Genomic DNA, 20,999 nt, shown 5'->3' on the forward strand with positions numbered 1-20,999 from the left:
GGATTAAATCTATCTTTTAACTAAGAAATAAAACAGAAATACGACATCTCCTTTCTATTTTACTTCCCGACTGGTGCTTCAAGGTGCTGCTGGTGCTTCAGGTGCTGCTGGTGCTTCAGGTGCTGCTGGTGCTTCAGGTTCTGCTGGTGTCTGCTCAACTGGAACCGCTTCCTCTGTAGCCACTGGTTCCTCTTTTTTCTGGCAGCCGTAGGTCAGAGTGAAAACTACTGGCAACAAAAGTATTAGAAAAAGAGCTGTAATTTTTTTCATTATTTATTCACCCCCTTTTTTTTAAATAAAGTTTTTTCTATTTTTGACCATTTCTCTTAATGACTTAAAACTTCGCAAGTAATTACTTTTCAATATGGTCAACAACAATTTCAAGATACTATATATTTAAAATTTTCTATGTCAATAAAAATTTTGCTATTTCTAAAAATTCCTGTTATATTCTTATGTCAATACTATGTTATCCGGACCACTATTTATAGCTCTGGATTTCAATTAAAAAGGTTTTAATATTTTAGAGCGATAATATTTATGTGATTTATGAGGATTACATGATGAGAGTTTCTAAAGAATTCGGATTTTGCATATTAGCGTTATTCTTCTTCTCGGCAATCCTTGCTTATTTTGAACTTTTGCTGATTGATGAAACAAATATTTCCAGAATTCAAGTTTACTTTTATACCTTCTGGAATCCTTTAAAAAATTTTATTTTCGGATATCCGTTGGATGTGGCAATCCTTATATCAATAACATTAATTGCATTTTTTATATTGAAGTTCTTGGGAATAAGAATTCAATGAAGTTTCTAAAAGACAGATATTTACCCTCAAAAAAACATTTAATCCTTTACTTTTCTATTCTTCTGCTTCTACTCTCATTCCCGATAAGATTTTTCCTCATAAGCCATATGAAAGAAAAAACTTACAATAAAGAATATTCGCTTCGCCTGAAAGCAGTACAAACGCTTATTGACAAACCACAAAAAGGCAAAAATAACTTAAAATCTGCTGATAATAAGAACAAGGACTTGGAGAGAGTTGCTGAATATGAATATTTTTATCAAAAAGGTGCTGCTTTATACCAAATGGGAAAACTTGAAGATGCTACAAATAGTTTTGAAAAGGCATTAAAAATAAAAAATGCTCCGGAGGCAAAAAGCATGACAAGCCAAATATACAACCTTCTTGGAATGAAGGAAACAGAAGGAAGAAATTATGATAAAGCAATCGAGTTTTTTGAGAAATCTTTTAACATTTTAAATAGTTCTCAGCCCCTTTTGGGTATTTCTAATGTCTATATCCTTAAAGGAGACCCTGATAAGGCACTTTACACCTTGGGAAAAACTTTAGAGCTCTACCCGGGAAGTGCCAAGGTTTATTACAATCTCGGTCAGATTTATTATCAAAAAGGTGATGAAGAAAAAGCCACAATTTGCTGGAGAAAAGCACTGGAATTAGACCCCGGAGATATAAAAAGCGAAACAGCATTAAGAAAAGTCAGAATAGATATAGGGGTTGATGATAATTTATTGGGAAAAGGCGTTAATAATTTTCAATTTAATTCAATCGGCACTGGAAATAGCTTTACCAAGGATATTATCCTAACCATGCTTCAGGAATCCTATGAAAAAACAGAAAAATATTTAAACATTTCTTCGTCTGTTAAGATAAATATTTTTCTCGATTTTAATACAATGTTTAATCTTCAGGACCAGAGCCCAAATAAAAATATAGTTATTGATAAGGATAAAATAAAAATCCCTGTATCAGGTTTTAAGAAATCTACTGAGCCAATGAAAAAAGCAATAACTTATTCTTACACAAAATTCATGATATCAGATTATACAAACGGGAGATGTCCTGCATGGTTTGTAGAAGGTCTGTGTCTTTACGAATCAAGCAGACTCAATACAGTTGATGCTGGCTTGTTACGGAATATGACAAGGTCCGGTAAGTTCATTAAACTTGAAGCCCTTTACCTTCCTTTCCAGAATATCGAGAAAAATAATATTCCTCTTGCCTATGCCTTAAGTCTTGCAGCAGTTGATTTAATTATAAATAAATACGGATTCTCTTCTTTGAAGGAATTAATAGCAAAAGTCAAAGGAGGAGAATCTTTTGAAAATGGAATTATTTCTGCCTTTAACCTTTATCAGGATGATTTTCAGAAAATTTTTGAAACCTATTTAAAAGAAAAATACAAGGTGTGACTCTATATCATGCCCTCTCAAGATACTCTCCAGTCCTCGTATCAACCTTTATCATAGACCCTTCCCGAACAAATAATGGTACCTTAACAACAAGTCCTGTCTCCAGTGTTGCAGGCTTTGTTGCTCCTGTAACAGTATCCCCTCTGACTGCTGGCTCTGTGGAAACAACCTTTAGCGTAACAGCAGAAGGGAGGTCAAGGCTCAAAGGGTTTCCCTCAAAAAACAAAATCTTAAAATCCACATTTTCCTGCAAGTACCATCTGTTTTCTCCCAGCTGCTCAGCAGTTATTGTAATCTGTTCATAGTTATTTGTATCCATAAAAACAAAACCGTTTTCATTAGAATACAGGAATTGCATCACTTTTTCTTCAAAATCCGGCTCTTCAAAATTCTCACCTGCGCTGAAGGTTCTCTCAAGAACTGCTCCTGTTTTGAGATTTTTCATTTTAGTCCTTACAAAAGCCCTCCTTTGAGCAGTTCTTGCATGCTGAAAATCAACAATTATATAAATTTCTTTTTCAAGCTTCAGCTTCAGTCCTTTTCTGAAATCTGTAGTTGATAACATCATTTCCTCCAATAAATTTTTATGTCTTTAAACAGAAGTACGGATTATTGCCAAGAGCGTTTAAATCTATTACTTTTAAAAATCACAAAAACATCTTCCCCGGATTTAAGATATTGTTGGGGTCAATAAGGTTTTTAATTTTTTTCATTGTTTCATATCCAATATCTCCGATCTCCATTTTAAGATACGGCGCCTTTGTTAATCCTATTCCATGCTCTCCTGAAATTGTCCCTCCAATCTCAAGGGTTTCAAAAAAAAGTCTTTTTACAGCCTCTTCAACACATTCCATTTCTTCCTTATTTCCCCTGTCTGTCATAATATTTACGTGTATATTCCCATCACCAGCATGGCCAAAACATACAATCTTCAGTTTGAAATCATCAGCAATCTTCTGAATCCTTTCCAGCATTTCAGGAATTTTATTTCTTGGAACCGTAATATCTTCATTAACTTTTGTCGGAGAAAGTTTTGCTATTGCAGGAGAAACTGTCCTTCTTGCCTGCCACAGATTTTCCTGTTCTTTCAAATCAACTGCAATTTTTATATAGACTGGATTTAGGGTTTTGCAGATTTCAGCAATTTTATTTCCCTGAATCTCAACAGACCCCCTGAAACCATCAATTTCAATCAAAAGCAATGCCCCTGCCTCCTCTGGCAAACCCAAACCCAGATAATCCTCAACACATTTGATTGACAAAGAATCCATAAACTCCAGCGTTGAAGGGATTACTCTAGACTTAATGATATTTGTAACAGCTAATGCTGCTGCTTCAATTTTTTTAAAAAGAACAAGCAAAGTATTTTTCTCTTCAGGCAACGGGATAAGCCTGAGGGTTGCCTTTGTTATTATGCCAAGAGTTCCCTCTGAACCAACCATAAGCCTTGTCAGGTCATATCCGACAACGCTTTTTGCAGTCTTCGCACCTGTTGACATTATTTCTCCTGTAGGTAATACTATTTCAAGACCTAGGACATAATCCCGTGTTACTCCGTATTTGAGTGCCCTTGGTCCACCTGAGCACTCTGCAATATTGCCACCGATTGTTGAAAATTTAAGGCTTGCAGGGTCAGGAGGATAAAAAAGCCCTTTTGCTTCAACAAACTTCTGGAGTTTTTCAGTAACAACACCAGGTTCAACATCAACAGTCAAATTCTCTTCATCAAGCTCTAAAATCCTGTCCATTTTCGATGTGGCAAGAACAACTCCACCATTTACTGGCAGACTCCCACCAGAAAAACCTGAGCCAGCGCCACGGGGAAAAACAGGAATCTTTTCCCTGTTAGCAATTTTTAATATTCTGGATATCTCTTCTGTGTTTTGAGGGAAAATAATTGCCTCAGGCAGGAATTTCAGGTTTGTTGCATCATAGGAATAACAGATTCTGTCTTCCTTCTCTGTCAGCAAATCGTCCTTGCCAACAATTGATTCTATCTCTTTTAAGATTTTTGGTGTAATCATAAGTTAAATAGGGTTCAAGGAATCAAGGGTTTGATTTTCACTTAACTATTAGAATTCTTGGACCACTTTTCTTTATAGTTTTTCCAATTTTGCATTTTTGAGTAAAAGTTTTTTAACTCCGGCATTTATAAAACTAACTATTATTTTCTGATTTTCTCCTTCACCCTTGGTTTCGATAACAGTTCCTTTCCCAAAAAAAGGATGTATGACTTTTGAACCTTTAAAAAAGAAACCTCCAGATTCTTCTGAAGATATCGGGTCAGGAGACCTGCCACTACCCAGGGTAGCATCGGGTCTCCTGACCCGATATATATCTTCACACTCATCTTTGCCTTGTAGGGGCATATCTGTTTCATACGGTTCAATATCCTCAGGCCATCCGCGGTCCACCTCAACAAATTCATCAGATATCTCCCTGATGAACCGTGATGGCATATTCATCCTTTCAGTTCCATATATCTTTCTTCTGTAGGTATTGGTTAGAAAAAGTCTCTCTTTTGCCCTGGTCATCCCAACATAACATAGCCTTCTTTCTTCTTCTATCTCAAGGCTCTCATTTGAGGAAAGGAAATGAGGGAAAAGCCCCTCTTCCATCCCGCTCATAAAAATAACCTGAAATTCCAAACCTTTTGCATTATGGAGAGTCATCAATGTTACTCTCTCAAGGGTTCCATCATATTTATCAACAGTTGTTATAAGTGATATCTGCTCAAGTAAGGTTTTAAGGCTCGTGTCTTCTGAGCTTCTTTCAAATTCCTCTATGGCTGAAATGAATTCCCTCAAATTTTCTATCCTGCCCTCTTTCTCTTCCTTATTTTTTCCTATTACCTCTTCAGCATATCTTGTCTCTTCCAGGATTTTTTCAGTAAGCTCAGAGACAGATATCCTTTGCTGAAGGTTTATAGATCCGCAGATGAGCTTTAAAAATTCAGATAATGAGGCTTCTGTTTTCAGAGATAATTTCCCTTCTTTGAGAAAAACTTCTGAAGCCCTATAAATAGAAATACCGTCTCTTTCTGCTATTTTTTTTATCTTTAAAAGAGTCGCCTCACCTATTCCCCTGTTTGGAGTGTTTATTATCCTCTCAAAGCTCAAATCGTCATCAGGATTTGAAAGAACACGCATATATGCCAGTATGTCTTTTATCTCTTTGCGGTCATAGAACCTGACTCCTCCAAAAATGTCATAGGGCATATTCTCACGCCTTAGCATATCTTCAATTACCCTTGACTGTGCATTTGTACGGTAAAAAATTGCAAAGTCATTCAACTTTCTGTTTTCAAGCAGACATAATTCTTTTATCTTTCTGCAGATGTACAGTCCTTCCTCGCACTCAGAATTAAGAGTTGCATGATATATTTTTTCCCCTTCAATGTTGTCAGTCCAAAGACTTTTTCCTTTTCTGGAAAAATTTTTTTCTATTACTGAATTCGCAGCCCTCAGAATGTTTTTTGTAGACCTGTAATTCTGTTCAAGCCTTATAACAAGACAATCAGGAAAATCCTTCTCAAAATTAAGAATATTGGAAATATCTGCTCCACGCCAGCGGTATATACTCTGGTCATCATCACCAACAACGCAGAGGTTCTTGTGTTTTGAAGAGAGAAGCCTTATCAGCTGATATTGCGCATGGTTTGTGTCCTGATATTCATCAACCATTATGTGCCGCCATTTTTCAGAATAATAATCTAAAATATCCGGGTTAGTTTTTAGAAGTTCTACAGTATGCATCAGCAGATCATCAAAATCCATGGCATTATTTTTTTTAAGACTTCTCTGATACGCAGAATAAACCTTCAGAACCTCTTCAGAAAGATAATCATTAAATATTTGATTTATATCAGAAGGTTTTTTAAGCTGATTTTTGGCAGAACTTATGTAGCCTTGAGCACTATCAGGATTTAAAACTCTTTCATCAACCTTCAGCTGACTCATTGTTGATTTAATAATATTAAGCTGATCTGAAGAATCATATATTACAAAGTTACTCTCAAATCCCAGCATCTTGCAGTGCCTTCTTAAAATCCTGGCACAGGTAGAATGAAAAGTATTAATCCAATGAAACTGTTCTGAAGCTGTCAAGCTTAAAACCCTCTCCTTCATCTCCTTGGCAGCTTTATTTGTAAAGGTTACAGCCAGAACATTTTCAGGTAAAATTTCATATTTCTTTTTTAGATAAGCGATACGGTGTGTTATTACTCTTGTCTTCCCGCTTCCAGCCCCCGCAAGAACAAGTATGGATCCGTTGATTTGCTCCACAGCCTCCCGCTGTTTATTATTAAGACTTTTGAGTAGTTCCATCATAATTATAATTTCAAATATCAAAGCCAAAATTTCAAATCAAGCTAAAACGAATGAACTACTCCACAGCAGAGCTGTGAGGTATCAGGAAACTTAAAAATATATTTTATCAGTCATTCCGCCTGCCTACTGCAGGCAGGTACTTTATGCGGAATCCAGATTCTTTAATTCCTGAATTCCTGCTTTTGCAGGAATCTTTATGAGCCTTTGGCTCACAGAGGGACATGAAAATAGTCAGGCGAAACGCCTGTCCTGCTGATGGGTTGGTGCTCGTTTATTTGAAATTTGACACTATTTGGATGAAGAAGAACTAGATGGTTTTGAGCCAGAAGAGGGTTTTGAGTCTGATGGCTTGGTTTTCGAAGCCTCTTTAGGCTCACTAGTCTTTTTTTCAGATTCCACCCCTTTCTTCCTGGATTCTGAAGGATAATCCGTAACATACCACCCGGAACCTTTTAAAACAAACCCCGAAGGAGATATGAGTTTTGTCACTTTGCCTTTGCATTTCTTGCACTTTTTTATAGGCTCATCTGACATTTTCTGAAATGCCTCAAACCTATCTCCGCACGTGGTGCATTCATACTCATATGTTGGCATCGCTCTTCCTTAACTTATGACCTATGACTAATAACTGATAACTTATAACCTGTAGCTGAAAGATTATAAGTTATAGGTCATTAGTTATCAGTTGAAATTTTATATATATGTAAGCCATTTATTAAATTTGCTGTTATTTCCTTTTACAATCTTGAAGAAAATTTCCTGAATCTTTTTTGTAATCTCCCCAACTACTCCCATCCCTATAACCCTTTTATCAACTTCTCTTATAGGAGTTACTTCAGCTGCTGTGCCGGTAAAAAAAGCCTCATCAGCAATATACAGCTCATCCCTTGAAAAATAGTCCTCCTTCAGTTCCATACCTTTGTCCTGTGCAATCTTTATTACTGAATCCCTTGTAATTCCTGCAAGGATTGAAAGTATGGGAGTCGTTTTTATCAATCCATTCTTTATAATAAAAATATTCTCCCCTGAGCCCTCTGCTACCTTCCCGTTGACATCAAGCAGCAGAGCTTCATCATAACCATTTTCAATTGCCTCTATTTTTGCAAGCTGAGAATTTACATAATTCCCGCAGATTTTTGCTTTTGTCATGCTGACATTAATATGGTGTCTCTGGAACGATGATATTTTTACCCTTATTCCCTTTTCCAGTCCTTCTTTCCCAAGATATGCACCCCACGGAAATACTGAGATTGCAGCCTTTACAGGATGATTCTTTGGATAAATCCCTGCTTCGCCATAACCATAATAAAAAATAGGTTTTATATAGCATTCAGTAAGCTTATTAATATTTATTGTATCAACAATAGCCTTGCTTATTTCTTCTTTTGTAAATGGTGCTTTTATTGAAGCAATCTTTACTGAATCAAAAAGGCGGTCCAAATGCTCCTGATAACGAAAAATTGCAGGACCTTTTTTTGTTTTATAACACCTTATCCCCTCAAAAACACCCAATCCGTAATTCAGAGTGTGGGTCATAATGTGTACTGTGGCTTTATCCCAGTCAACAAATTTACCGTCCATCCATATTTTCTTTGCTGCTATCATCAATTTAGACTCCTTTATTATTTCTCTTTAAGAAATATTTTATAATTATTTTCAAACAGTCCTTTATAAAGAAGCAAAAAATTTTTGTCCATAATATTTTTTAAATGTTTTTTGAAAAATTAAAAATCAAAACTTTAATTACAAAGATTATTAAGCTAATCAGATAGTTTTTTATCAATCTGAATATTAAATAAACCTTACAATTTCAATAAATTCAAGCAATATTTCAAACCCTTTACATTAAACAAATTTATTAACTGTATTTTCTATTCAGTACCATTTTTAATGCCTGGCCTGTATAGGATTTATCATTTTTAATTATTTCCTCAGGAGTTCCACAAGCAATTACTTCACCACCCGAATCACCGCCTTCAGGACCCAGGTCGATTATATAATCAGCTGATTTTACAACATCTAAATTATGTTCTATTATAACAATTGTATTCCCTGCATCAGTTAATTTATTCAAAACATCAAGAAGCTTCTGGATGTCTGCAAAATGAAGACCTGTGGTTGGCTCATCGAGGATATAAAGAGTTTTTCCTGTGCCAACTTTGGAAAGCTCTTTTGCAAGCTTAACCCTTTGAGCTTCTCCTCCTGAGAGAGTAGTAGCCGGCTGCCCTAGTTTTATATAACCCAGCCCTACATCATAAAGAGTTTTTAATTTACGCTTTACAACAGGAATATTTTCATAAATTTCAAGAGCCTGCTCAACTGTCATGTCAAGGGTCTCGGCTATATTTTTACCTTTGTACCTCACATCAAGGGTTTCCCTGTTATATCTTTTTCCATTACATACTTCACATGTTACATAAATATCGGGGAGAAAATGCATCTCTATCTTTTTCATCCCATCACCTTCGCAGGAATCACATCTTCCTCCCTTTACATTGAAGCTGAAACGCCCCGGGTTATATCCTCTTATTCTTGATTCCGGAACCTGTGAATAGAGATCTCTAAGAGGGGAAAACAGTCCTGTATAGGTCGCCGGGTTTGACCTTGGTGTTCTGCCTATTGGAGACTGGTCTATATCAATGACCTTATCAATATATTCAGTTCCCTTTATTCCCTCATACTTGCACGGAGCTTCACGGGAACCATAAAAAACTTTTGCAAGCGCTTTGTAAAGGGTATCAAGAATCAAAGTACTTTTACCTGAACCTGAAACACCTGTTACACATGAAATAATCCCAATTGGAATTTTTATATCAATATTTTTTAAATTATTTCCTCCAGCACCAAATATCTCCAAATATCTGTCATTACCCTTCCGTCTTGTCTCTGGTACAGTAATAAAAAGCTCTCCTGAAAGATATTTTCCTGTTATTGAATCTCTGTTTTTCACTATTTCTTTAGGAGTTCCTGCCACTACCACTTCTCCACCATTTTTCCCTGCCCCGGGACCAAGGTCAATAATATAGTCAGCAGAAAGAATTGTTTCAGCATCATGCTCAACAACAAGGACTGTATTCCCAATATCTCTTAACTTTTTCAGAGTAGCCAGCAGTTTCTTGTTATCTCTGTGATGAAGCCCGATACTTGGCTCATCCAGAATATACAAAACTCCTATAAGCGATGACCCTATCTGTGTGGCAAGTCTTATTCTCTGACCCTCTCCTCCTGAAAGAGTTCCTCCGCTTCTGTCCAAGGTTATATAATCAAGCCCGACAGCAATTAAAAAATGCAATCTCTCCTTTATTTCCTTTAAAATCCTTGCTCCTATTTCAAGCTCTCTCTTTTTCAGCTTTAGATTATCAAAATAATATAAAACTTCCTTGATTGAAAGCCTGCTTATATTCATAATATTTTTGTCATTTATTTTTACTGCAAGATACTCTTTTTTCAGTCTGTCCCCTTTGCACTCAGGACATGTCCTTACTGTCATAGACCTTTCAATTTCCTCTCTTACATCATCAGATGATGTTTCACGGTATCTATTACTGAGACTGTTAATTACTCCTTCAAACTCCCTTTTGAACTGATAGCGGTTTCTTTCCGTCTCATAAACAAAATCTATTTCCCTTCCAGCAGAACCATAAAGTATCAGGTTTTTGGTCATCTCAGAAAGATTGGCAAATGGCACATCAAGGTCAAAATAAAAATTATCTGAAAGCGTTTTTAAAATCTGCTGATAGTACCTGCTGAATTTCGTTCCCCATGGAGCAATAGCACCTTCCCTTAATGTTTTATTTTTATCAGGTATGACCAGTTCAGGGTCTATTGACATGGTAGTACCTAATCCACTGCATGCAGGACAAGCACCATAGGGATTATTAAAAGAAAAGACTCTTGGTGTCAGCTCAGGGATGCTTATATTGCAATTCGGGCATGCAAATTTTTCTGAGAAAAAAAGGTCCCTTTTTTCTGCAATATTTACTACCACCTCTCCGTTTGAAAGCTTTGTAGCTATTTCAAGAGAGTCAACAATTCTTTTCAGCGTCTCTTTTTTAACTATAAGCCTGTCAACAATTATCTCAATATCATGCTTCTTTTTCTTATCAAGTTTTATATCACTATCAAGTTCAACCACCTCACCGTCAACCCGTGCTCTGACAAACCCTTCTTGCATTATCTCCTGCAATATCTTTTTGTATTCTCCCTTTTTTCCGCGTGCTATCGGAGACATTATCCATATCTTTGTCCCTTCAGGAAGTTCAAGTATTTTGTCACTTATCTGCTGCACACTCTGTGAAGATATCTCATTGCCGCATTTATAACAGTAGGTTTTTCCAATCCTTGCAAAAAGCAATCGAAGATAATCATATATCTCTGTTATTGTTCCCACTGTTGAACGTGGGTTCTTTGAAGTAGTCTTCTGTTCAATGGATATTGCAGGAGAAAGTCCCTCAATTCTATCAACATCAGGTTTTTCCATCAACTCGAGAAACTGCCTTGCATATGCTGAAAGAGATTCAACATACCTTCTCTGTCCCTCTGCATATATTGTATCAAAGGCTAAGGAAGATTTGCCTGAACCTGAAAGGCCGGTAATCACAACCAGTTTATCCCTTGGTATTTCAAGGTTTATATTTTTCAGGTTATGTTCCCTTGCCCCTTCTATGATAATACTCTTAAATGACATAAACTCTAACTCTCAACATGTTTCACTAGTTAAAAGCCTAAGAACAATCTCCTTAAAAATGCATAGCACTCGCAATTCCTGCAGCCTGCTGCAGAAAGCCTCAATTATTTTCAGAATCCATCTTTTATAAATAAATAAGTCTTTCTGTCAAGTTTGTAAAAAATAACTTTTTTTGAAAGGCTTTTTACTTTAGTATCAACTGTTCTTAGGATAAATTTACTTTTCTGATGGTGGGTGCAAAAAGAAAACTATAGAAGGGTACCTCTTATATCTCATGTATGTGTAATAAACATCAGGTTTAGACAAGATTAACACTAATGCCAAAATTCACAAATTATTTTCTAACTCCATTCCCTCAAGAGAGACAACGGCATAAACAGCCATCCCTTCGCCCCTTCCAAATGAGCCAAGTCTTTCAGGAGTGGTTGCTTTAATGTTTAATCTTGATTGAGGAATATCCAAAGCATTAGCCAGATTTTCTCTCATTCTTGCACGGTAGTCTGCAAGCCTCGGTTCCTGAGTGATTATTACAGTATCAATATTGTTAATTATAAATCCTTTCTTTTCTACAATTTCCTTAACCTTTTTTATCAGAATCAGGCTTGAGATATTTTTATATTTTTCATCATTGTCAGGGAAATGAACACCTATATCCTCCTGTCCTGCTGCTCCAAGCATGGCATCACAAATAGCATGGCTCAGCACATCTGCATCAGAATGCCCGCTCAAACCCTTTTCATATGGAATCTCAATTCCGGCTAAAACTAATTTTCTACCTTCTTCAAAAGGATGTACATCATATCCTATTCCAAACCTCATATTAAAATTTCCTCTAAATAAATGAAAGAAAACTATGATTAAGAAGCAAGCGTACTATTAGACAAATATTTTGTTTTTTATAATTACCTCTGCAAGAAAGAGGTCATCAGGATTTGTAATTTTTATATTATAACGGCTTCCTGTCAATATTTTAATTTTTCCACCAATAGATTCTACAAGCCCTGATTCGTCTGTCGCGTAGTATTTTTTATCAGAAGCTCGGTTAAATGCTTTTCTTAATATGCTGTAATTGAATATTTGTGGAGTTTGAGCCCTGTAAAGTTTCTCGCGCTCAAGGGTTTTTAAAACAATTCCTCTTTCAGAAACTTTCTTTACTGTATCATTAATTGGCAAAGCCTCTATTACACCATCAAATATTTTCAGAAATGGTATTGCCTCTTTAATAATTTTTGAATAAAAAAAAGGTCTGACTCCGTCATGGACAACTACTACATCTGATATCTCATCAACTTCTTTTAGTCCCTCATATACAGAATCCTGTCTCTCTTTTCCTCCCTTTATAACTTTAGATAACTTGTTTATTCCATATTTTCTTTTTACCTTTTTTTCTCCCCACTCTACTTTATCCTCAGGAAGAACTAAAATTATCTCATCTATTATTTTTAATGAGTTTATCCTCTCTAATGTATGAATTAAAACAGGTTTATCGTCAATAGATAAGAATTGTTTTGATACTGATCCTCCCATCCTTTTGCCTTTACCAGCAGCTGGAATAATGGCAGAAACCTTCATCAGCGTGAATCCTCTGCACGCATCCTTCCGGATGTTTCCACCTCCCCTACAGTTTCTTTCATTTTGGCAAATATCATTCTGCCAGCAGTAGTCTGAAGCACGCTGGTAACTGTGACATTTATGTTCACACCTAAATATTCTCTCCCATTATCAACAACAACCATTGTCCCATCATCAAGATATGCAATAGCCTGGCCTGTCTCCTTTCCTTCCTTTAACAAATAGACAGTCATAACCTCTCCCGGCAACACCACGGGTTTCAGGGCATTAGCCAGAAGATTTATATTCAGAACAGAAACGCCTTGCAGTTCTGCTACTTTATTTAAGTTAAAATCGTTTGTTAAGATTTTTGCCTTCATTTGTTTCGCAAGAACTACCAGTTTAGCATCAACTTCTGCTATTGATGGAAAATCCTGATCTATAACTCTTACTTCTACCTGACTTATTTTCTGGAGCTTGTTTAACACATCAAGCCCTCTTCTTCCTCTGTTTCTTTTTAAGGAATCAGAAGAATCAGCAATATGCTGCAGTTCTCTTAGTACAAATTGTGGTACAACTAAAACACCTTCCAAAAAATCTGTTTCACAAATATCATAAATCCTTCCATCAATAATTACGCTAGTATCAAGTATTTTATAATTTTCTCCATCTCCCTTGTTCATAAATGCAGGAAGAAATTTTGAAAAATCGGCATGTTCAGCTTTTTTATAAGCAAGAGTTATTCCCAGATAAATGAAAAAACAGTATATCAAAAGATAGATTCTACTCACAGCGCTTCCAAGAGACACGAAAGGGAGAAAAACACTTGTTAATATCCTTGAAGCTATCAGACCTAATATTAACCCCACAACACCAGAAACTATTATTTTAGAAGGCATTTTTCTTAGTCTGATTTCAAGGCCAATTATAGTTAATGAAAGCATTAGCCCTAACATAATCCCGACAAGACTTTTAAATGGTTCTTCAACTGGCAAATCGGTTTGAATTGCAAAAAGAAAACCGAGGTAAGAGGAAATAACAGCAAGTAAAATTCTCAACAACAACATCTGTTTCCACCTCCTTTCTGAAAATTCTTATTAACCCGATTATCTGTTATCACTTTGCATAAGGAATATTTTACTCAGCATTGCTTCAGCTCTTTCCTCTGCAATTTTTTTTGCATGAGAAATTTCTGAAACAATTAATTTTCGTGTAATATCAAGCAACTTTCTCTCTCCAAAAGAGAGCTCTTTTTCAAGTTTTGCAAACATTAAATCACGGTATACTTCTGAAGCCTTGCTAATTGAACCTGTTTTGATTTTCTCCTGGTATTCAGTGTGTCTTTTATTCCAGTTTGAATCTCCAACACCGGGTTCGCTTTTTAATATTTTTAAAACTTTATCTACTTCGTTATTAGAAATTATGTTTCTCAAAGCAACCTTTTTGACATTTTGTACAGGAAGGAGAATTTTCATTTTATTTTCTAAAATTTCAAGGACATAAAACTTTTGTTTTATATTAGAAATATTTTTTTCCTCAACTGCCTTAATCAAAGCCACTCCATGGCCTGGGTAAACAACATAGGAGTTTACCTTGAATTTAAAATTCATATATTCACCTCCAATACTGCCTTAAATATGTTATTTTCCTTATTTTTTAAAACAAAGTCAAGAAAAAATAGATAAAACAAGAAATTAGGCAATTACATAGAATGGATTTTGTAAAATGGTTTATCTTTAAAAAGGATAGTATCCAATGAGGGTTGATTTAATGAAGTGCTTTAAGTATTGATTGATAACAAGCTAAAACTGATGAAAATTTGATTGGAATGTTTTTCGTGTTTTAGTAAATTTAAGTGTTGTTAATGTTTTATTGCTTCTGATGCGGTTTCTTTGTTTTCAAAGGCAGAACTAAAGTCTTTATCCCCAACAATAGAATCAAGTTCAGCCTGACCTGGAAGTTCCCTTGTCAGCGCTATTTTTACAACCTCATCCATATTTTCTACAAAAACAAACTCCAGATCCCCTTTTATCTTGTCAGGAATATCCTTCATATCCTTTTCATTTTCGATAGGACATACAATTATTTTTATCCCTCCTCGGTGGGCTGCCAGAACTTTTTCCTTTAAACCTCCTATTGGAAGAACTCTCCCACGCAATGTTATCTCACCTGTCATAGCTACATCATTTTTAACAGGAATCCGAGTAAGAGCAGAGGCTAAAGCAGTTGCCATTGCAATACCTGCAGATGGACCATCCTTAGGAATAGCCCCTTCAGGAACGTGTATATGTATGTCAACTTTTGAAAAAAAGTCTTTCTCAAGCCCAAGCATCTTTGACCTTGACCTTAAGTAGCTGAGCGCTGCCTGTGCTGATTCCTGCATAACATCGCCAAGTTTTCCTGTTAGTGTTAAATTCCCCTTGCCACCCATTATTGTTGCTTCTGTAATAAGCAACTCTCCGCCAAATTCAGTCCAAGCCAGACCAGTAGTCTGTCCAATAAGAAGTTCAGTTTCTTTTTTCCCAAATCTGTATTTTGGAATTCCAAGGTAATCAGCAACATCTTCAGATTTAACAATAACTTTTATTTTTTTCCCTTCTTTGACAACCATTCTTGCTACTTTTCTGCATATCGAAGCTATTTCGCGCTCAAGATTTCTCACACCTGCTTCTTTTGTATATCCCCTTATAATGTATAAAATCGTATTCTCTTCCATTCCAAGATTGCTCGTTGTAATTCCATGAGCCTTGAACTGTTTTGGAAGAAGGAATTTTATTCCAATGTTCAGTTTTTCCTCTTCAGTATACCCCGGAATTCTGATTATCTCCATGCGGTCTTGTAGTGGTTGAGGAATTGAACAAAGAACATTCGCAGTTGTTATAAACATTACCTGAGATAAATCAAAATCTACATCAAGATAATGGTCAGCAAATGTAAAGTTCTGTTCAGGATCTAATACTTCAAGAAGAGCCGCTGAAGGGTCCCCTCTGAAATCCATTGACATTTTATCAACTTCATCAAGAAGAAATACCGGATTTTTCGACTGAGCTCTTTTCATAGATTGGATGATTTTTCCCGGAAGCGCTCCAATATAGGTTCTGCGATGTCCTCTTATTTCAGCTTCATCACGTATCCCTCCAAGAGATACCCGCACAAAATTCCTGCCCATAGCTCTTGCTATAGATTTTGCTAAAGAGGTTTTTCCAACACCAGGAGGGCCAACAAAGCAGAGGATTGGTCCTTTTATTTTTTTGACAAGCCTTCGTACTGCAAGAAACTCTACAACCCTTTCCTTTATCTTTTCAAGCCCATAATGGTCTTTATTTAATATCTGTTCTGCTCTTTCTAAATTTAACTTATCTTTTGTCCGTTTGCTCCACGGAAGAGAAACCAGCCAGTCAATATAGTTCCTGACCACAGTTCCCTCTGCAGACATAGGCGGCATCATCTCAAGCTTCTTCAATTCTTTCATTGTCTTATCTTCAATATCTTTTGGCATTTTAGCCGCTTTTATTTTTTCTCGTAACTCCTCAATCTCAGATTTTGAATCATCCTGTTGAGCCAGCTCATTTTTTACAGTTCTCATCTGCTCATTAAGCAAATATTCTCTCTGGCTTTTCCTTGTATGGTTCTTCATCTTTCCCTGAAACTTCTTTTCTGCCATCAGGATTTCTATCTCTTTATGCAGCAACTCGTGAAGTTTCTCCATTCTACTTGTAACATTTTTTATTTCCAGCAGTTCCTGTTTGTCAGACACTTTAAGGGCAAGATGAGATATAATTGTATCTGAAAGCCTGCTTGGGTCATCAATACTTATAACAGAAACAAGAGCATCAGATGATATTTGCTTTCTTAACCTTACATACTCTTCAAAAAGAGAGTTTACCCTGCGTATTAAAGCTTCAAGCTCATAAGAGTAATCAACTTCATCAATAATTTCCTCTGCCTTTACTAAAAGATGACTATCATTTGGAATGAATTCATTAATCTTGACTCTGCCTAATCCTTCAATCAAAATTTTAACTGTACCATCTGAAAGTTTTAAAACCTGAAGGATTTCTCCTTTTGTACCTACTCTGAATATGTCATCTTCCATAGGTTCATTAATATTTGCCTGTTTCTGAGCAGCAAAAATTACAAATTTTTTATCCATCATTGCATTATCAAGTGCTGAAACAGACCTCTTCCTTCCAACAAAAAGAGGGATTATCATATGAGGGAAAAAAACTAAATCCCTAAGAGGAATCAGAGGATATATCGAATTGTCACTTGGCTTTTTTTCTTTTTTAAAAATCATAACATCCCTTTAACTTGCCTTTTCATACAGTATTATAGGACTTGCACTGCTAAGTATAACATCCTCATTTATAACGCATTCTTTTATAGTATTCTGGGATGGAAGGTCATACATTATATCAAGCATAACATTTTCTAAAATTGACCTGAGTCCCCGTGCTCCGCTCTTTCTTTTCAAAGCCTCCCTTGCAATAGCACGCAAAGAACCATCAGTAAAGTGGAGTTTAACATTCTCAAACTCGAAAAACTTCTGGTATTGCTTCAAAAGCGCATTCTTTGGTTCTGTAAGAACTCTTATTAACGACTTCTCGTCAAGTTCATCAAGTGTAGCTATAACAGGAAGCCTGCCGATGAACTCCGGGATAAGCCCGTATTTCAACAAATCTTCAGGCTGAACCAGAGAAAGTATTTCCCCGATTGCTTTTTTCTCGCTTTTTTCTATCTCTCCTCCAAACCCCATGCTTTTCTTCCCAACCCTGTTTGGAATTATCTTTTCCAATCCAACAAAGGCTCCTCCGCATATAAAGAGAATATCTGTTGTATCAACCTGAACAAACTCCTGATGTGGATGTTTTCTTCCACCCTGAGGAGGAACACTGGCAACAGTTCCTTCAATAATCTTTAATAATGCTTGCTGCACTCCTTCTCCTGAAACATCTCTTGTTATTGAAGGATTTTCTGTTTTCCGGCTTATCTTGTCTATCTCGTCTATATAAACTATTCCCTTCTCAGCTTTCGCAACATCATAATCAGCTGATTGTAAAAGCTTAAGTATAATATTTTCTACATCTTCACCCACATAACCTGCCTCAGTCAGGGTAGTAGCGTCAACAATTGTAAATGGAACATCCAGAATTCGTGCAAGAGTCTGAGCAAGCAAAGTTTTGCCAGAACCTGTAGGACCTATTAAAAGAATATTGCTTTTTGTAAGTTCAATCTCATCATTCTTGCTTTTCGAATGAATTCTCTTGTAATGATTATAAACAGCTACAGAAAGGATTTTCTTTGACTTTTCCTGACCTATAACATAACGATTCAGGATTTCATTTATCTCTTTGGGTTTAAGTAGTTGAAAGTGCCCTTTTATTTCTTCTTCGCCTAAATCTTTTTCTATAATCTCACTGCAAAGCTCTATGCACTCATCACAGATAAAAGCCGAAGGACCAGCAATCAGTTTCTTAACCTCGCTCTGGCTTTTGTTACAAAAAGAACAAAAATGACCTCGGGTTGTTACCATTAATAAACTCCTAAAAAAGAGAAGTTATTTTTTACGATACTCAATTACTTCGTCAATAACACCGTATTCTAAAGCCTCTTTCCCAGTCATAAAAAAGTCTCTATCAGTATCTGTCTGAATTTTCTCGATAGATTGTCCTGTATGCTTTACAAGAATGTGGTTAAGCGTATCTCTAATCCTTAAAATCTCCTTTGTCTGAATCTCTATATCGCTTGCCTGTCCCTGAAATCCTCCCAAAGGCTGATGAAGCATTATTCTTGAGTGAGGCAATGCAAATCTTTTCCCTTTTATACCTGCGGTAAGAAGTACAGCACCCATGCTTGCTGCCTGTCCCATGCAAATTGTTGATACGTCTGGTCTGATGTATTGAATCGTATCATATATAGCAAGACCTGCTGTGACTGACCCTCCGGGACTATTAAGGTAGAGATGAATATCCTTTTCAGGATCCTCGGCTTCCAGATAAAGCAACTGGGCAATTGCTAAATTTGCAACAGCATCTGTTATAACAATTCCTAAAAAAATAATTCTGTCCTTCAATAACCTGGAATAAATATCATATGCCCTTTCTCCTCTTCCAGTCTGTTCGATTACCATTGGAATTAAATTCATACTGTCATCCTCTCCAATATCTTCGCAGTGCGGAGTTAATTTATCCATAATTTAATTTACTATAGAACAATTTAATAAAAAGTTCAAGACCTTTTCCTCTCTGATTCTACTTCTTATAACTTCATACGCTTCATTCTGCTGAAAAGCCTTTTTTAGTGCATTAAAATTTTGATTCGTTGCCTCAGCTCTTTTTCTTATTTCACCATCTATTTCATTGTCTTCAACCGCGATTTTTTCTTCAACCGCGATTTTTTCAAGGAGCAATGATTCTCTAACCCTCTTTTCAGCCTCTTTTAACAACTCCTGTTCAATCTTTTCACTCTCCTTACCAAAATTTATATCAGCTGCTTTTCCGCCTGAAAGCCTTGAAGCAAGATTTTTCTTGAGAAACTCAAACTCCCTGCTAACAAGAATAGCCGGGGGGGTAAACGGATTTTCTTCAAGGATTTTTTCAATTATTTCTTTCTGATGTTCTAACTTGATATAATACTCTTTAGTATTTTTAATATCATCTCTTACTTTTTCTTTCAGAGAATTAAGGTCATTATAGTCTCCTAAATCCTTTGCAAACTCATCGTTGAGCTGAGGCAAAATTCTCTCTTTTATCTCCTTGACCATAGCTTCAAATACAACTTTTTTGCCTGCTAACGCCTTGTTTGGAGCGTCTTGAGGATAAGCAATCTCTACCTCTCTTTTCTCTCCTGCTTTGGCGCCAAGAAGCTTATCCTCAAATCCTTCCACCATCTTTTTCTCTCCGAGAATTATCCTGAAATCTTTTCCTTCTCCACCCTCAAAAATCTTCCCGTCGATTTTTCCTGAAAAATCTAAAACCATTTCATCTCCGTTCTCTGCCCCACGTGATTCCACCGTTTTCAACTCTGCACTATCATGCTGCTTCTGCTTTAAAGCATTATCTACATCTTCATCTGTAACATCAGAAGATTTTTTCTGAATTTTTACCCCTTTATAATCTCTTAATACTATGTCAGGAATAACTTCAACAGAAATATCAAGTTTCAATCCGTTCCCTTCTTCAAGCTCATATTTTTCCAGCAGATAATCGCTTACGGTTTTCATATTATTTGCCACAAAAACTTCTTCACAAGCTTTTGGAACCAGCTCCTGAAGCAGACTTACTTCAGCATCTCTCTTATAGAGCTGCTTGAGAACTTTTCTTGGCACTTTACCCTTTCTGAAACCTTTTATGTTAACTCTCTGGTTCATTTCCTGATAAATCCTGGAAAGTTCTTTTGATACTACATCACCGGAAATTGTGATGTTTAATTTTCTTTTACACTCATCAACGCGAGTAATTTCAACTTGCATTTATTCTCCTTTTGATTGTATTAATGTTTAAACTTATTTGTATCTTGGGTTTTAGCTTTGTCTGACCTGTTCTAAAACAATTGCAAGACATTTTGTATCTGCGAAAGGGGGGAGTCGAACCCCCATGGATTGCTCCACTGGATCCTAAGTCCAGCGCGTCTGCCAGTTCCGCCACTTTCGCGTGAATATTTCACTGATTCCAGAGATTCTGAAAAGATTACAGCGATTACATCCTCCGCTAATCTCTGAAATCTATCTTCAATCTCTGCAATCAAAAGATTTCTTCCATTTTAAGACTTCTACAGAAATTTTTATGAGCCGCACTGGAATCGAACCAGTAACCTACAGATTAAGAGTCTGTTGCTCTACCAATTGAGCTAGCGGCCCGAAAACTCTCATCTCTTTTTTAACCGAGAATAATTATTTGTCAATAGATTATTAATATAAAACCTAATTTTAAAAATCATTGACACCAAAGTCAAAACTCTTATACTTAGACTATTATAGACTCCTCTGTGCAAAATATATTATTTCTTTGTAATCAGCAAATCAAATTAGTTTAATGCAAATCAGCATTAGGATTATTATTGAATGAACGCCTATAAAAGTAACTGTATAAACAAAGCATTACTGTTTTTCGTCTTATTCCTTATACATACACTCGTATATGGGTGCAGTGAAAGGCAGTATATTGTTAAATCTCCAATTGTCAATTCTGAAAAAATTTCTGACATAAAAGAAACT

General features: G+C 36.1%; 17 protein-coding genes and 2 tRNA genes. 2 read left to right on the forward strand and 17 right to left on the reverse strand.

The genetic code is table 11. The features are described from left to right. Positions 1-78: 78 nt before the first annotated feature. The gene (locus tag A3H37_03515) at positions 79-270 is read right to left on the reverse strand and encodes a hypothetical protein (protein OGL50890.1); all 192 of its coding nucleotides are present in this window, start codon (positions 268-270) and stop codon (positions 79-81) included. A 290-nt stretch (positions 271-560) separates the two neighbouring features. Between A3H37_03515 and A3H37_03520 the strand changes: the two genes are divergently transcribed. Both A3H37_03520 and A3H37_03525 read left to right on the forward strand, forming a co-directional pair. Continuing rightward, positions 561-809: a hypothetical protein gene (locus tag A3H37_03520; GenBank protein OGL50891.1), complete on the forward strand. Its 249-nt coding sequence runs from the start codon at positions 561-563 to the stop codon at positions 807-809. Next, the gene (locus A3H37_03525; GenBank protein OGL50892.1) at positions 806-2,218 is read left to right on the forward strand and encodes a hypothetical protein; all 1,413 of its coding nucleotides are present in this window, start codon (positions 806-808) and stop codon (positions 2,216-2,218) included. Before A3H37_03520 ends, A3H37_03525 begins: the two co-directional genes overlap by 4 nt. A 7-nt stretch (positions 2,219-2,225) precedes the next feature. Here the strand turns inward: A3H37_03525 and A3H37_03530 are convergent, their stop codons facing one another. The 16 genes from A3H37_03530 to A3H37_03605 form a co-directional block, all read right to left on the reverse strand. Continuing rightward, positions 2,226-2,783, reverse strand: a complete 558-nt coding sequence (locus A3H37_03530) for an elongation factor P (protein ID OGL50893.1) — start codon at positions 2,781-2,783, stop codon at positions 2,226-2,228. A gap of 82 nt (positions 2,784-2,865) precedes the next feature. Next, positions 2,866-4,242, reverse strand: a complete 1,377-nt coding sequence (locus A3H37_03535; GenBank protein ID OGL50894.1) for a glycolate oxidase subunit GlcD — start codon at positions 4,240-4,242, stop codon at positions 2,866-2,868. A 72-nt stretch (positions 4,243-4,314) separates the two neighbouring features. Then, positions 4,315-6,546 carry a hypothetical protein gene (locus tag A3H37_03540; protein OGL50946.1) on the reverse strand — a complete coding sequence of 744 codons (2,232 nt, stop codon included), beginning with the start codon at positions 6,544-6,546 and terminating at the stop codon, positions 4,315-4,317. Between the two features lie 288 nt (positions 6,547-6,834). Beyond that, positions 6,835-7,140, reverse strand: coding sequence for a transcriptional regulator (locus A3H37_03545; protein OGL50895.1), 306 nt, complete (start codon positions 7,138-7,140; stop codon positions 6,835-6,837). 99 nt (positions 7,141-7,239) lie between these two features. After that, the gene (locus tag A3H37_03550; GenBank protein ID OGL50896.1) at positions 7,240-8,154 is read right to left on the reverse strand and encodes a branched chain amino acid aminotransferase; all 915 of its coding nucleotides are present in this window, start codon (positions 8,152-8,154) and stop codon (positions 7,240-7,242) included. Between the two features lie 250 nt (positions 8,155-8,404). After that, on the reverse strand, positions 8,405-11,233 hold the full coding sequence (locus A3H37_03555; protein ID OGL50897.1) for an excinuclease ABC subunit A: 2,829 nt from the start codon (positions 11,231-11,233) through the stop codon (positions 8,405-8,407). Positions 11,234-11,560: 327 nt separating this feature from the next. After that, positions 11,561-12,052 (reverse strand): 2-C-methyl-D-erythritol 2,4-cyclodiphosphate synthase, encoded by a 492-nt coding sequence (locus A3H37_03560; protein OGL50898.1) that lies wholly within the window; start codon positions 12,050-12,052, stop codon positions 11,561-11,563. 57 nt (positions 12,053-12,109) lie between these two features. Beyond that, positions 12,110-12,805, reverse strand: coding sequence for a 2-C-methyl-D-erythritol 4-phosphate cytidylyltransferase (locus A3H37_03565; GenBank protein ID OGL50899.1), 696 nt, complete (start codon positions 12,803-12,805; stop codon positions 12,110-12,112). Then, positions 12,805-13,851 (reverse strand): hypothetical protein, encoded by a 1,047-nt coding sequence (locus A3H37_03570; protein ID OGL50900.1) that lies wholly within the window; start codon positions 13,849-13,851, stop codon positions 12,805-12,807. Before A3H37_03570 ends, A3H37_03565 begins: the two co-directional genes overlap by 1 nt. A 39-nt stretch (positions 13,852-13,890) precedes the next feature. Beyond that, positions 13,891-14,394 (reverse strand): hypothetical protein, encoded by a 504-nt coding sequence (locus tag A3H37_03575; protein ID OGL50901.1) that lies wholly within the window; start codon positions 14,392-14,394, stop codon positions 13,891-13,893. Between the two features lie 251 nt (positions 14,395-14,645). Further along, positions 14,646-17,081, reverse strand: coding sequence for an endopeptidase La (locus tag A3H37_03580; GenBank protein OGL50902.1), 2,436 nt, complete (start codon positions 17,079-17,081; stop codon positions 14,646-14,648). Between the two features lie 9 nt (positions 17,082-17,090). Continuing rightward, on the reverse strand, positions 17,091-18,317 hold the full coding sequence (locus tag A3H37_03585) for an ATP-dependent protease ATP-binding subunit ClpX (protein ID OGL50903.1): 1,227 nt from the start codon (positions 18,315-18,317) through the stop codon (positions 17,091-17,093). A 24-nt stretch (positions 18,318-18,341) separates the two neighbouring features. Beyond that, positions 18,342-18,929: an ATP-dependent Clp endopeptidase, proteolytic subunit ClpP gene (locus tag A3H37_03590; protein OGL50947.1), complete on the reverse strand. Its 588-nt coding sequence runs from the start codon at positions 18,927-18,929 to the stop codon at positions 18,342-18,344. A 51-nt stretch (positions 18,930-18,980) separates the two neighbouring features. Continuing rightward, on the reverse strand, positions 18,981-20,255 hold the full coding sequence (locus tag A3H37_03595) for a trigger factor (protein OGL50904.1): 1,275 nt from the start codon (positions 20,253-20,255) through the stop codon (positions 18,981-18,983). A gap of 99 nt (positions 20,256-20,354) precedes the next feature. Then, positions 20,355-20,436: transfer RNA gene (locus tag A3H37_03600), tRNA-Leu, on the reverse strand. A 133-nt stretch (positions 20,437-20,569) separates the two neighbouring features. After that, positions 20,570-20,642 (reverse strand) — tRNA-Lys (locus tag A3H37_03605). Between the last annotated feature and the right edge of the window lie 357 nt (positions 20,643-20,999).

The sequence above is a fragment of the Candidatus Schekmanbacteria bacterium RIFCSPLOWO2_02_FULL_38_14 genome, assembly GCA_001790855.1.
Taxonomy (GTDB): domain Bacteria; phylum Schekmanbacteria; class GWA2-38-11; order GWA2-38-11; family GWA2-38-11; genus 2-02-FULL-38-14-A.

Excerpts from the sequence above, each read along its gene's own strand:
- A3H37_03590 (OGL50947.1), bottom strand. The coding sequence starts at position 18,929 with ATGAATTTAATTCCAATGGTAATCGAACAGACTGGAAGAGGAGAAAGG.
- A3H37_03565 (OGL50899.1), bottom strand. The coding sequence starts at position 12,805 with ATGAAGGTTTCTGCCATTATTCCAGCTGCTGGTAAAGGCAAAAGGATG.
- A3H37_03540 (OGL50946.1), bottom strand. The coding sequence starts at position 6,546 with ATGATGGAACTACTCAAAAGTCTTAATAATAAACAGCGGGAGGCTGTG.
- A3H37_03570 (OGL50900.1), bottom strand. The coding sequence starts at position 13,851 with ATGTTGTTGTTGAGAATTTTACTTGCTGTTATTTCCTCTTACCTCGGT.
- A3H37_03595 (OGL50904.1), bottom strand. The coding sequence starts at position 20,255 with ATGCAAGTTGAAATTACTCGCGTTGATGAGTGTAAAAGAAAATTAAAC.
- A3H37_03575 (OGL50901.1), bottom strand. The coding sequence starts at position 14,394 with ATGAATTTTAAATTCAAGGTAAACTCCTATGTTGTTTACCCAGGCCAT.
- A3H37_03520 (OGL50891.1), top strand. The coding sequence starts at position 561 with ATGATGAGAGTTTCTAAAGAATTCGGATTTTGCATATTAGCGTTATTC.
- A3H37_03515 (OGL50890.1), bottom strand. The coding sequence starts at position 270 with ATGAAAAAAATTACAGCTCTTTTTCTAATACTTTTGTTGCCAGTAGTT.
- A3H37_03535 (OGL50894.1), bottom strand. The coding sequence starts at position 4,242 with ATGATTACACCAAAAATCTTAAAAGAGATAGAATCAATTGTTGGCAAG.
- A3H37_03545 (OGL50895.1), bottom strand. The coding sequence starts at position 7,140 with ATGCCAACATATGAGTATGAATGCACCACGTGCGGAGATAGGTTTGAG.
- A3H37_03555 (OGL50897.1), bottom strand. The coding sequence starts at position 11,233 with ATGTCATTTAAGAGTATTATCATAGAAGGGGCAAGGGAACATAACCTG.
- A3H37_03530 (OGL50893.1), bottom strand. The coding sequence starts at position 2,783 with ATGTTATCAACTACAGATTTCAGAAAAGGACTGAAGCTGAAGCTTGAA.
- A3H37_03560 (OGL50898.1), bottom strand. The coding sequence starts at position 12,052 with ATGAGGTTTGGAATAGGATATGATGTACATCCTTTTGAAGAAGGTAGA.
- A3H37_03580 (OGL50902.1), bottom strand. The coding sequence starts at position 17,081 with ATGATTTTTAAAAAAGAAAAAAAGCCAAGTGACAATTCGATATATCCT.
- A3H37_03525 (OGL50892.1), top strand. The coding sequence starts at position 806 with ATGAAGTTTCTAAAAGACAGATATTTACCCTCAAAAAAACATTTAATC.
- A3H37_03585 (OGL50903.1), bottom strand. The coding sequence starts at position 18,317 with ATGGTAACAACCCGAGGTCATTTTTGTTCTTTTTGTAACAAAAGCCAG.